This window comes from Streptomyces hainanensis, assembly GCF_004348415.1.
GTDB lineage: Bacteria > Actinomycetota > Actinomycetes > Streptomycetales > Streptomycetaceae > Streptomyces > Streptomyces hainanensis.
Genome location: NZ_SMKI01000258.1, coordinates 1 through 11,242, shown reverse-complemented (window position 1 = coordinate 11,242; position 11,242 = coordinate 1). Strand labels below are relative to the sequence as shown.

General features: G+C 72.3%; 16 protein-coding genes. 9 read left to right on the top strand and 7 right to left on the bottom strand.

Features of this window, described 5'->3' with window-relative positions; all coding sequences use genetic code 11:
* Both E1283_RS22385 and E1283_RS22380 read left to right on the top strand, forming a co-directional pair.
* A partial coding sequence (locus E1283_RS22385; RefSeq protein WP_165956211.1) for a peptidoglycan recognition protein family protein occupies positions 1-614 on the top strand: 614 nt, incomplete at its 5' end.
* Between the two features lie 58 nt (positions 615-672).
* On the top strand, positions 673-1,581 hold the full coding sequence (locus tag E1283_RS22380; protein ID WP_243745016.1) for a DNA-3-methyladenine glycosylase family protein: 909 nt from the start codon (positions 673-675) through the stop codon (positions 1,579-1,581).
* A 21-nt stretch (positions 1,582-1,602) separates the two neighbouring features.
* Here the strand turns inward: E1283_RS22380 and E1283_RS22375 are convergent, their stop codons facing one another.
* Complete coding sequence (locus E1283_RS22375) at positions 1,603-2,118, bottom strand: acyl-CoA thioesterase (protein ID WP_132819912.1); 516 nt, start codon at positions 2,116-2,118, stop codon at positions 1,603-1,605.
* Positions 2,119-2,234: 116 nt separating this feature from the next.
* Between E1283_RS22375 and E1283_RS22370 the strand changes: the two genes are divergently transcribed.
* Positions 2,235-3,479 carry an LCP family protein gene (locus E1283_RS22370; RefSeq protein WP_132819911.1) on the top strand — a complete coding sequence of 415 codons (1,245 nt, stop codon included), beginning with the start codon at positions 2,235-2,237 and terminating at the stop codon, positions 3,477-3,479.
* A 27-nt stretch (positions 3,480-3,506) separates the two neighbouring features.
* On the opposite strand, the gene def is transcribed toward E1283_RS22370, so the two are convergent.
* A complete protein-coding gene (gene def, locus E1283_RS22365) occupies positions 3,507-4,139 on the bottom strand; it encodes a peptide deformylase (protein WP_132819910.1) in 633 nt (210 codons plus the stop codon).
* A 63-nt stretch (positions 4,140-4,202) separates the two neighbouring features.
* Between def and E1283_RS22360 the strand changes: the two genes are divergently transcribed.
* Together E1283_RS22360 and E1283_RS22355 are read left to right on the top strand one after the other, a co-directional pair.
* A complete protein-coding gene (locus E1283_RS22360; RefSeq protein WP_243745015.1) occupies positions 4,203-4,733 on the top strand; it encodes a winged helix-turn-helix domain-containing protein in 531 nt (176 codons plus the stop codon).
* Complete coding sequence (locus E1283_RS22355) at positions 4,730-4,939, top strand: DUF6011 domain-containing protein (protein WP_132819908.1); 210 nt, start codon at positions 4,730-4,732, stop codon at positions 4,937-4,939. The genes E1283_RS22360 and E1283_RS22355 overlap by 4 nt, the downstream gene beginning before the upstream one ends.
* 1 nt (position 4,940) lies before the next feature.
* Here E1283_RS22355 and E1283_RS22350 read toward each other — a convergent pair whose 3' ends face one another.
* The 4 genes from E1283_RS22350 to E1283_RS22335 all read right to left on the bottom strand — a co-directional run bounded on the left by E1283_RS22350 (position 4,941) and on the right by E1283_RS22335 (position 7,402).
* Positions 4,941-5,369, bottom strand: a complete 429-nt coding sequence (locus E1283_RS22350) for a nuclear transport factor 2 family protein (protein WP_132819907.1) — start codon at positions 5,367-5,369, stop codon at positions 4,941-4,943.
* A gap of 4 nt (positions 5,370-5,373) precedes the next feature.
* Entirely contained in the window at positions 5,374-5,910 is a 537-nt protein-coding gene (locus tag E1283_RS22345; protein WP_132819906.1) for a hypothetical protein, read from the bottom strand.
* Between the two features lie 203 nt (positions 5,911-6,113).
* The gene (locus tag E1283_RS22340; protein WP_132819905.1) at positions 6,114-6,956 is read right to left on the bottom strand and encodes a hypothetical protein; all 843 of its coding nucleotides are present in this window, start codon (positions 6,954-6,956) and stop codon (positions 6,114-6,116) included.
* 35 nt (positions 6,957-6,991) lie between these two features.
* Complete coding sequence (locus tag E1283_RS22335; protein ID WP_132819904.1) at positions 6,992-7,402, bottom strand: ATP-binding protein; 411 nt, start codon at positions 7,400-7,402, stop codon at positions 6,992-6,994.
* Between the two features lie 172 nt (positions 7,403-7,574).
* On the opposite strand from E1283_RS22335, the gene E1283_RS22330 reads away from it, so the two are divergent.
* The 4 genes from E1283_RS22330 (at position 7,575) to E1283_RS22320 (ending at position 9,133) form a co-directional block, all read left to right on the top strand.
* Positions 7,575-8,426, top strand: coding sequence for a helix-turn-helix domain-containing protein (locus tag E1283_RS22330; protein ID WP_132819903.1), 852 nt, complete (start codon positions 7,575-7,577; stop codon positions 8,424-8,426).
* A gap of 10 nt (positions 8,427-8,436) precedes the next feature.
* On the top strand, positions 8,437-8,655 hold the full coding sequence (locus E1283_RS22325; RefSeq protein ID WP_132819902.1) for a DUF397 domain-containing protein: 219 nt from the start codon (positions 8,437-8,439) through the stop codon (positions 8,653-8,655).
* A gap of 107 nt (positions 8,656-8,762) precedes the next feature.
* The gene (locus tag E1283_RS39490; protein WP_279571287.1) at positions 8,763-8,891 is read left to right on the top strand and encodes a hypothetical protein; all 129 of its coding nucleotides are present in this window, start codon (positions 8,763-8,765) and stop codon (positions 8,889-8,891) included.
* Positions 8,888-9,133 carry a DUF7848 domain-containing protein gene (locus E1283_RS22320; protein WP_132819901.1) on the top strand — a complete coding sequence of 82 codons (246 nt, stop codon included), beginning with the start codon at positions 8,888-8,890 and terminating at the stop codon, positions 9,131-9,133. The genes E1283_RS39490 and E1283_RS22320 overlap by 4 nt, the downstream gene beginning before the upstream one ends.
* Here E1283_RS22320 and E1283_RS22315 read toward each other — a convergent pair.
* Positions 9,123-11,240, bottom strand: a complete 2,118-nt coding sequence (locus tag E1283_RS22315) for a tetratricopeptide repeat protein (RefSeq protein ID WP_243745014.1) — start codon at positions 11,238-11,240, stop codon at positions 9,123-9,125. The two genes, E1283_RS22320 and E1283_RS22315, sit on opposite strands and share 11 nt — an antisense overlap.
* Positions 11,241-11,242 lie beyond the last annotated feature (2 nt).

Genomic DNA, 11,242 nt, shown 5'->3' with positions numbered 1-11,242 from the left:
CCGCCGCCGACCGCGCCGCCCCCCGGCCCAGCATCGTGAGCCGCGCCGGCTGGGGCGCCGACGAGTCGCTGCGGGAGAGCGGGTTCCTCTACACGGACACGGTCAAGACCCTCTTCGTGCACCACACCGCGGGCGGCAACGACTACGCCTGCTCCGACTCACCCGCCCTGATCCGCGGCATCTACCGCTACCACGTGGAGAGCCAGGGCTGGCGGGACATCGGCTACAACTTCCTCGTCGACCGCTGCGGCACCATCTACGAGGGCCGGGCCGGCGGCGTCGCCGAGCCCGTGCAGGGCGCCCACACCCTCGGCTTCAACCACAACAGCACGGGCGTCGCCCTCCTCGGCACCCACTCCGACACCGCGCCGAGCACGCAGGCCCAGGACGCGCTCGCCCGGCTCACCGCCTGGAAGCTCGGCCTGCACGACGGCGACCCGACCGGCACCCGCAACCGCGAGAGCACCGGCGGCAAGTGGCCGGCCGGCACCATCGTGGAGCTGGACAACGTGTCGGGGCACCGCGACGCCTACGCCACCGACTGCCCAGGCGGCCGGCTCTACGACGAGCTGCCCGCCCTCCGCACCAGCGCCGCCGCCCTCCAGGGCGGATAGGGAGACCGCGGGACGGCCGGCGCCGGCGGCGCCGAGCCCGTCACGTAGCCTGCCGGTCGTGCCGCACCGCGACTGGATCCCGCCCACGCCGTACGACCTGCGCCGCAGCCTGCTGGTGCTGCGGCGCGGGCCGTACGACCCCGCGTTCCGGGCCGCCCGCGACGGCCTGCTGTGGCGGGCCACCCGCACCCCGCTGGGCCCGGCCACCCTGCGGCTCGCCGCCGGCGACCCGGCGGTCGGCTGCACCGCCTGGGGCCCGGGCGCCGACTGGGCGCTGGAGAACCTGCCGGCGCTGCTCGGCGCCGACGACGACCCCGCCGCGTTCGTGCCGCACCACCCGCTGGTCGCCGAGTCGCTGCGCCGGCACCGGGGCGTGCGGCTGGCCCGCACCGGCCTGGTCTTCGAGGCGCTGGTCCCCTCGATCCTCGAACAGCGGGTGACCACCGAGGAGGCGTACCGCGCCTGGCGCCTGCTGCTGCGCCGCTTCGGCGAGCCGGCCCCCGGGCCCGGCGCCGAGCTCGACATGTTCGTGCCGCCCGAGCCGCGGACGTACCGGCTGATCCCGTCCTGGGAGTGGCACCTGGCCGGCGTGGACCCCAAGCGCTCGGCGGCCGTGGTGCGGGCCGCGCGGGTGGCCCGCCGGATGGAGGAGGCGGCCACGATGGAGCTGCCCCGGGCGCTGGCCCGGCTCCAGGCCGTCCCCGGCATCGGCCCGTGGACCGCGGCCGAGACGCTGCAACGCAGCAACGGCGACCCCGACGCCGTCACGGTCGGCGACCTGCACCTGCCGGGGACCGTCGGCTACGCGCTCGCCGGCGAGCGGGACGCGGACGACGACCGGATGCTCGAACTGCTCGCCCCCTACGCCGGCCAGCGGCACCGCGCGGCCCGGCTGGTCCTGCTCGCCGGCGTCGCGCCGCCGCGCCGCGCCCCGCGCCAGCGCCACGCCCGCATCGCCCGCCTCTGACGGAACGCGCGCGGGTGGACGTCAGCCGGACCGCTCGTGCCCGGCCCGCAGCTCCTGGATCTCGCGGCGGCGCGCCAGCCGGTGGGTGCGGCGGATCTGTGCCTCCTGGTACCGGCCGCGGTCCCGGTCGGTCTCCGGGACCACCGGGGGCACCGGGCGCGGCTTGCCGTTCTCGTCGACGGCGGTGAACACCAGGTAGGCGGTGGCCACCCGGGTCGCCGGCCGCGACTCGTTCCACCGCTCGGCCATCACCCGCACCCCGATCTCCATCGAGGTGCGCCCGGTCCAGTTGACCTGGGCGTGCACCTGGACGAGGTCGCCCACCCTGACGGGTTCGAGGAACACCATCTCGTCCATCGAGGCCGTGACGGCCGGGCCCCCTGAGTGCCGGCCGGCCACCGCCCCGGCCGCGTCGTCCACCAGCTTCATGATCACGCCGCCGTGCACGGTGCCCAGCAGGTTGACGTCGTTGGGCGACATGATGTGGGAGAGAGCGGTGCGGGAGGCCTCGGTCGGCTTCCCGGGAAGGTCAGTCATATCCTCAGCCTAAACAGCGCCGGGCCGGGCACCCAGTGCGACCGTTTGCATCAGATCCGCCACAGTCCGCACCCCACCTCCCGCGGGTCGTGCCCACCCAGGCAGACTGCTGTGTTATGAGCGACTGGCCCAACGGATGGACCGACGACGAGCAGCACCGGAACCGCCGCCCCTCGCCCGAGGGCGCACGGGTCATGCCGCACGTCCAGAGACCCCCGCGCCAGCGCTCGCCGCAGCACGACGCGTACCAGCCGGCCGGCCCGGGGCCCGGCTACGACGCGGACTACAACGAGGGCCAGATCTACCGGGGCGCCGGCCAGCGGCAGGGACCGCCCCCGCCCGCCCCGCCGTACGACGACGAGTACGGCCAGAACCCGCCGCGCCGCCCCCGCTGGGGCCGCCGCCTCGGCTACACCGCGCTGGCCCTGGTGCTGGTGCTGGTGACGGTCGGCACCGCCACCTACTTCTGGGCGGACGGCAAGCTGCGCCGCGAGGTCGACCTGTCGGTCGTCGAGGACCGGCCGGAGTCCGGCGAGGGCACCAACTACCTGATCGTCGGTTCCGACAGCCGTGAGGGCCTGTCCGAGGAGCAGCAGCAGGAGCTGCACACCGGCAGCGTCGAGGGCAAGCGCACCGACTCGATGATGCTGCTGCACGTCGGCAGCAACGGCAGCACCATGATCAGCCTGCCCCGGGACTCCTGGGTGACGATCCCCGAGTTCACCGGCTCCGAGTCCGGCAACCGGATCCCCGAGCAGACGCAGAAGCTGAACGCCTCCTACGCCATCGAGGGCCCCTGGCTGCTGGTCCGCACCATCGAACACAACCTGGACGTCCGCATCGACCACTACGTCGAGATCGGCTTCGCCGGCTTCGCCAACGTGGTGGACGCGCTGGGCGGCGTCGAGATGTGCCTGGACGAGGCCGTCCAGGACCGGAACTCCGGCGCGAACTTCGAGGCCGGCTGCCAGCAGATGAACGGCGCCGAGGCGCTCGCCTTCAACCGCCAGCGCTACCAGGAGGCCGAGGGCGACCTGGGCCGCACGAAGAACCAGCAGGACTTCCTCGGCACCCTCGCCGACCAGGCCGCCTCCCCGTCGACGCTGCTCAACCCGTTCCGGCTCTTCCCGGTGGCCAACGCCTCCCTCGACTCGCTGATCGTCGACGAGGACATGTCGCTGTGGGACCTGCGCTCCATGTTCTGGGGCATGCGCGGCGCCAACCGGATGAACATCCCGGTCGCCGACCCCGGCTTCCAGACGCCGGACGGGCAGTCGGCGGTGCTGTGGGACATGGACCAGACGACGGCCCTGATGAACCAGATCCGCAACGACGAGGAGGTCACGGTCGGCCAGGAGTGACCGACCGCGCCCTTCCTCTCCATCCGTTCACCCGCTGGCCCGTCGCCCGGCTCGTGCCGCGCGGCGGGCCAGCACCTCGTCGTGGAGGGCGGCCATCTCGCGCAGCGCCGCCCGGCGGTCCCTGGCGGCCAGCCGGTCCAGGTAGAGGCGGCCGTACAGGTGGTCGGTCTCGTGCTGGAGGCAGCGCGCGAAGTAGCCGCGCCCCTCGATGACCAGCGGCCGTCCTTCGAGGTCGACGCCCCGCACCACGGCGTGGTCGGGCCGGGCCAGCGGCACGAAGGGCCCCGGCACGGACAGGCAGCCCTCGGGCTCCTCGAGCAGCGTGCGCCGCTCGGCCGGCTCCTCGTCGAGCACCGGGTTGGCGATGTGCCCGACGTGCCGCACACCCCAGTCGTCGGTCATGTCCCAGACGAAAAGCCGCAGGTCGACGCCCACCTGGTTGGCGGCGAGCCCGGCGCCCTCGGCCACGTCGAGCGTGGCGAACAGGTCGTCGACCAGCCGCGCCAGCTCGGGTGAGCCGAACCCGGTGACGTCCCGACACGGCCGGTGCAGCACATCCTCGCCGACCACGGTGATCCGCCGCACGGACCCGCGCTCCGCCTCCGGCGCGGGCCGGGGATACGTGTCGACGGGCTCCCCCTGGACCAACACAGCAGCCATGACAACGTCCTCCTGGGCTCCCGGACTTGACTCGACGCTTTGCAAAGTACCAGACTTTGCAAAGTGACCGAAGAAGACGAGACCACGGCCCCTCCTTCTCTCACCGAACACCCCGTGCGCCGGGCGCTGCTCGACCTGTTGGCCGAGCTCGGCACCGTCACGTCGACCGAGGCGGCGCGGCGGCTCGGCCACAGTTCCGGGCTCTGCTCGTTCCACCTGCGGCAGTTGGCCAGGCACGGCCTGATCGAGGAGGCCCCGCACACCGGGGGCGGCCGGGTCCGCCCCTGGCGGCTGCGGGCGCCGGCGGAGCCTGCCTGGCCGGCCGACGCCGGCTTCGACGTGCTGGCCAGGGGCCTGGAGGACGAGAGCTACCAGCGGTGGCTCGCCCACCGCGCCACCGTGCCCGAGGAGTGGCGGCGGGACGAGGCTTTCTCCACCGTCGTCCACGTCACCCCGGCCGAACTGGCCCGCCTGGCCGAGGAGATCCGGGCGCTGCTCGCCCCCTACCAGGACCGCCGCGGCCGACCGGCGGCCGCGGCCCCGGTCGCGGCCGTCAGCCGGCTCTTCCCGCTGGTCGCACCGGAGGAGAGATGACGGACGAGCTCCTGGAACTCCCGGCCGAGGACCGCGGGAACGACGGCCGCCCGCGGGTCACCTGTCGGCTGTGCGGCCGGCCGCTGCACGGCCGCGAGGCGCGGCTGTGGGGCCTCGGCCCCGACTGCCGCGCCAAGCTGGCCGTCCGTCAGGCCCCGCGCCCGCCCGAACGTCCCGTCGAGCAGGACCCGTTGCCCGGCTGCTGAGTCACACCTCGAACGCCTGGGCCACGGCCAGGCTGTCCTCGTACACGTGGTACCTGGTGACCAGGCCGTCCGCCACCGTGAGATGGATGGCGAACCGGGAGCGGTAGGGCCGGCCGGTGGGCTTGGCGGTCCCCCGGATCTCGCCGGTGACGACGGCGTCGTCGCCGTCCACCAGGATCCGCTCGACCACCGTGCCCGCCGCCTCCGGCACGTGGTGTCCGCCGATCTGCCGGAAGTGCTCGGCGACGTCGGCGCGGGTGGATCGGGCGCGGATCCACGGGGTGGCGGCCCGGCCGTGCTCGCCCGCCGGCCAGTCCACCCGCCAGTCGACGGGCTCGGCGAACAGCTCGGCGATCCCGTCCGGGTCCCCCGCGCCGATCCGTCCCAGCAGCTCCCGCACGGCCTCTCGGGTCGTCTTGTTCGTGCTCATGCCGTCAGGCTACGGGGCGCCTGTTCTGCCCCAGCAGGAAGCCGGTGAACACGGCGGAGGCCGGGGCCAGGGCCACGAACAGCCAGGTCAAACCGTGCGCGTCGGTGGTCCAGCCGTCCCACATGTCGCCGAAGTCCTCGAAGAAGAACTCCAGGGCTCCCTTCGCCCCGTCGGTGGCCTCGGAGGCCAGCACGGCGGTCGCGAAGGTCTCCCCCACCAGGATCGCCACCAGGGCGCACCCGCCGGCGAGCACGTAGAGCCCCGGCTGCCCGGGCGCGAGCCGCCCGGCCGGCAGACCTATCAGGCCGCCGAGCAGCACGGCGAGCCAGGTGAGTTGGGCGACGTCCGGGTCGGTGCCCTCGGTCATCGCCTCCTCGACCAGCGCCTCGAAGTCGACGACGGCGCCGGTGAGGAAGCCGTACACCAGGATCAGCACGATCGTCGCGCCGATGGTGAGGAGGACGGCGAGCCCCGGATTGCCGTGCCGCGGCGGGGGCGTCGGCCACCCACCGCCGGGCGCCATCGGCGCCATCGGCGCCATCGGCGGCTGAGGATAGCCGTAGCCGGGGGCCGGGGCGGGCGCCGGCGGCTGCGGGAACCCGTACCCCGGCTGCGGTTGGGGCGGCGGCTGTACGGGTTGCGGCTGCTGTATCGGTTGCGCCGCCTGCGTGGGCTGGTACGGAATCGGGTTCTGCTGCGGATTCGGCTGTTGGTATGGGTTGCTCACTGCACTCTCCCCCGAACTCAGCGGTAGACCACGGCGCAGAGCAGCACCGAGTCGTCGTCGACGGTCCACCACCAGAAGTCGTCGCCCGAGGCCGAACGGCACTCCTCGCCATCGGTGTTGGCGGGCGCCGAGTAGACCGCGGTGACGTTGTAGAGCTGGCTGTAGGGCGCGGGGATGGTCCCCTCGCAGTCCACCCAGCTCATGAGGTTGGCGCTGCCGTCCGACATGCCGAGGAAGCACTGCCCGACGTCGAACTGGCGGGTCACGCAGAGGGTGACGGTCTCCAGGCCGGCGCTGTAGGAGAGGTACGACTGGCCCGCGGTCATCCCGCAGTCGGACGAGTACTCGCTGGTCTGGGACACCCAGAGGGCGGCGCCCTCGGCGTCGCAGTTGACGACCTCGGGCAGGTCGGAGGCCCAGGTGACCTCGTCCGTCATCCAGTTGTTGAGGCAGTCGCCCGAACCGACCTGCTGGTACGCCTCCAGCGTCGGGTCGGTCAGGGTGGGCTCCTCGGTCGGGGTGGTGGTGTCGAACCCGTCCGTCCCGTCGTCGAAGCCGTCGCCGAGGCCGTCGGAGCCGGTGCTGTCACCGAAGTCCGGGGTCTCGAGGTCCTCCAGACCCTCCAGGTCCTCCAAGCCCTCCAGGTCGCCGATGTCCCCCGGCCCGACCGGCCCCGTCGCACTGGCCCCGCCGCCTCGCGCGTCGGCACCGGTCGCGGCGGCGAGCCCGAACGAGGCGATCACGGCCACGACGATGACGCCGGCCCAGATCCCGAAGCGCTTGCCGCTGTCGTCGCCCTGGTTGCCGGGTCCGGGCGCCGGGGGATATCCCGCACCCGGCCAGCCCTGCATACCGCTCATGTTCTTCCCCCGTATGTCCTGAACAGAACAGCAGGCTAGCAACCCCCGTCGGACCGGAGTTCGAACCAGACGGTCTTCGCTTCCGGCTCCGGAGCCCCGTGGAAGGTGACGCCCCAGGCGGCGGCCAGCAGTTCGAGAAGCGCCAGGCCACGGCCACTTTGCGCGTCGTTGTCGGCCCACGAGACGCGGGGCATGCGGCGCGGAGCGGCGTCCTGGACGGCCACCCGAACCTGGTCGGAACGGATGTCGGTACGGATGGAGAGCCGGTCCGCGGTGGTGTGTTGGTACACGTTCGTTACCGCCTCGCTGACGAGCAGCCGCGCGGTGTCGACGAGTTCGCCGTGCCCGGCGAGGGTGAGCAGTTCCGAGACGTGGTGACGCGCGAGCCGAGGCGTGTCCACGACGTTCGGCGCGGTGAGGCGGTAGGAGCGGGTGGCGATGGTCATGACGGCGGTTCCTTCCCAACACGGCCGGGCGCGGAGCGGGTTCGCTTACTTACCCAACGTGAGGCATAGTGAGACCATACGGCACCAGATCCAACGAGTGCTACGCCTTCCACCTAGCCAGGTATACGGGAACCGTAGTTCGGATCTATCCGGATCGCAGGGGAGAGATCACGTGCCACCGAGACAGGCACCCACCGCCAGACAGCGGCGACTCGGCACGGAGCTGCGCAAGCTCCGCGAACGGGCCGGCATGACGGCCCCGGAGGCCGCGGCCGAGCTGAACACCAACCGGACCGGCATCAGCAACCTGGAGGCAGGCCGCTTCGGAGTCAGCGCCGAACGCGTCAGAGTGCTGGCCCGGATCTACCACTATCCCGACGAGCAACACATCGACGCGTTGGCCGACATGGCCGACGAACGAGGAAAGGGCTGGTGGGAAGAGTACCGAGGGGCGCTCTCCACCGGAGCCCTCGACGTCGCGGAGCTGGAATACCACGCGAAGGCTCTCCGCACGACGCACATCATGCACGTGCCGGGTCTCCTTCAGACCGAGGAATACGCGAAGGTCGTGTTGGCGACGGACGTTCCGTGGCCGAATCCGCAGGAACTGCGGCGCCGACTGTCCTTTCGCATGCGGCGCCGCGACGTGCTCGACAGAACGGACGCGCCGCACTGCACGTTCATGGTCCACGAATCGGCGCTGCGCATCGAGCTCGGCGGAGCAAAGGTGGCCCGGGGCCAACTCGAGCATCTCCTGGACGCGTCCGAGCGGGACAACATCACCATCCGGGTCATCCCCTTCTCCGCCGGCGCATTCCCGAACGTCGGGATCTCGACCGTCTACGCCGCGGGCCCGGTCCCCCGCCTCGACACGGTCCACCTCGAAGTCCCGCACGGCAGCTCACTGATCGATTCCGAAACCCATCTGGTCAACTACCGCGTTATCATGGACTACATCGAGGGAATTACCCTCAGCCCATCAGAAACTCGGGATCTCATGCGCTCCCTCGCGCATCAATTGTGAAGGTTCTGGCATGTCAGAAAACCGGTGGCAGAAATCCTCATTCTCAACCGGCGGCAACGAGTGCATAGAACTGGCCGCCTCCGTCGACGGCACCCTGTTCCGGGAGAGCGACACCCCCGGCCTCATCCTCACCACCAACCGCACCCGACTCCGCACCCTCGCCCTCGGCATCAAGGCCGGCGACTTCGGCTCTCCGCTCGGCGGGAACGGTAAGCGGGCACGCCCCTGAACACCCCTATCTCTTCACAACGCGCACGCGGTCTAACCGTTGCGACGCTCCCCTCCGTATAGATACGGTTGCCCTCTGCCATCGCGTCGAGGCGGAGGGGAGCCCCCATGAACAGCACGCCGTCACCCCCTGAGCCGGAGAACGAAGCGGCCGACCGCCTCCGTGAGCGAGTTCGCCAGGTCAATGCCCAGAGCCAGACCAACCGGCTCAGCAAGAACGGTGGTGACCCCAAGTGACGCGCGCCGTCTACCGCTTCGAGGAGTGGGTCGTCGCGCTGGACGACGAGCCCGACGCCGAGCCGATCGTCTTCGGTGCCCAGTGCGCGGTCTGTCTCAACGCGTCCGACTCCCTGGCCGACGAGGAGCAGGTCGCCCACTGGGTCCTCGACCACGCGGGGCAGCACCCCTCCCACCACTCCTACCGCGAGCTGATCCAGCGGCCGTTGCGGGCGTGGATGCCGAAGGTTCCTAATCCCTGAGCCCGGCCAGGAGCGTCCGCGTGAACCCGGTCCACGGATGGTCGGGACCCAACACCCGAGTACGCCCCGCCACGACCGCTTCCAAGTGTTCGACGCCTTCGTCCCGTTGACCCAACGCCACAAGTACACGCCCGAGTTGGGTCCGAGCCGCCAGGGTGAGCGGATGGTCGACACCGTAGTGGGCCAGATGTGCCTCGGCCGAGAGCCGACTGACGGCAGCGGCCTCGGCGTGCCGACCCGTGTGGAACAGGGCGAAACCGTAGTTGAGTCGTGCGGCCAGGGTGATCTGATGTCCGGCACCCAGCTCACGATCGCAGTCCGCCAACAGAGCGGCGCCGTGCGGGACCTGAGCCTCCAGCTCCGGCCCCGGCCACACCGCGAGCAGGAAATGCCGTGCGAGAAGCGTCAGGACGTGGTCCTCGCCCAGCACTCTGGCACGCCCCGCCGAGGCACGCCGGATCAGCGCCACCGCCTCGGTGACCGCGTCATCCCGGTACAGGCACTGCGCCAGGCCGAGACAGCACTCCAGCGTGTCCGGGTCGTCGGCGCCGAGCACGCGCTCGGAGTCGGCGAGCACCCGTCGATGCAGTGTCTCCGCCTCCTCGAATCGCCCTGCTCGGCGAAGCGCCCGGGCGGCACGCTCCCGGACGCGCAGCACCAGCCGGTGTTCGGGGCCGAGGGTGGGCTCGGCGAGGGAGTCGGCCTCCGTGGCCAGTGTCAGGGCCGCCGTGTAGTCGCCGGCCCGGTGGAGGGCGGTGGTCAGTCGTAGGACCGCCCGGGTCGCCGGTTCGAGGGCGACGTTCCAGGTGGCCGCCCTCCGCAGGAGGGCGATCGCGTGGGGGGCCAGCAGGCTGAACCGTTCGTCGGCGGCGCCTCGTCGGGGGATCTCGGGGAGCGTCGCCAGGAGCCGGTCGGCGGCCATCGCCACCAGTGGCGCTCGTTGCTCGGCCGGCACGCCTCGCGCGACGCTGTCGAGCAGCACGCCGTGCGTCCGCAGGCACCGGACCTGGCGGCCCGGTACCAGTTCCGTCAGGGACTGGTCGAGCAGCCCGCGCAACGCCGGCTCCGCGCGGGGCAGTTCGAGGCCCGAGAGCAGCGACAGCGGCAGCGGGTCGCCGGACAGGCAGGCCAGGAGCCGCAGCAGCGTGACGGCCTCGGGGAGGCCGCCGTCGGCCAGGGCCCGCAGCGACAGCTCCCAGGTGGAGCTGACCAGATGGCGTGCGTCCCCGCCGGCGGCCTCCGCCCCCTGGTCGATCAGCTCGATCGGGTCGGCGGCCAGGTTGCGGCCGTACTCGGCCAGTGTCCAGCGGTCGATCACCTGGTGGGCGAGGAACCCGCCGGCCAGCGTCAGGGCCAACGGCAACCGGCCGAGCCGGTCGGCGACTTCGGCGGCCTCCTCGTCCGTGCCCGCCTCCGGAGCGAGGTCCCGCAGCACGCGCGCCGCGTCCTCCCTCGGCAGCACGCCGAGGTGTAACCGCTCGGCACCCGGCCACCAGTGGGCGGCCGCCTGCCGGGTGGTGACCAGGACCGTGCCGCGCGAACTCGTCCGCAGCCAGCCGCCGTCCCGCAGCACGGCCGGGTCGTCCGCGTTGTCCAGGACCAGGAACCAGGGTTGTTCGGAGTGGTCGAGGTAGTCCCAGACCAGGTCGGCCGCGGGACGTAACCCGCCGCGTGCCGCCGTGAGTTCGCCGTCGCTCGCGCCCCGGTCGGCCGCGACGGCCAGCATGCCGGCGCGCAGCGAGGCGGTGTCCGAGGAGTTCACCCACAGGCCGACCCGGCCGCCGACGCCCGTCGCGTGGCGGAACGCCTCGTGGGCGACGGCCGTCTTGCCGCAGCCGCCGAGCCCGTGCAGCACGTACGCGCCGCCGCCGGCCGCCGGTTCGACGGCGGCCCGCAGCCGGGCCATCACGTCGCCCCGGTCCCGCAGCACCACCGGCGCCCGGCCGACGGCCGGCCACCGCACCGAGTCCGGCCCCGCGGGTCCTGACGGGTGGTGATGGTGCTCGGTGATGTACTGGTCGCCGCCCGCCTGGTAGACCCGGCCCGCGCCCTCGGCCCGACCTTCGTTGCTGCGCTCGCTCGCCACATCGGAGTCCTTACCTCCCACCC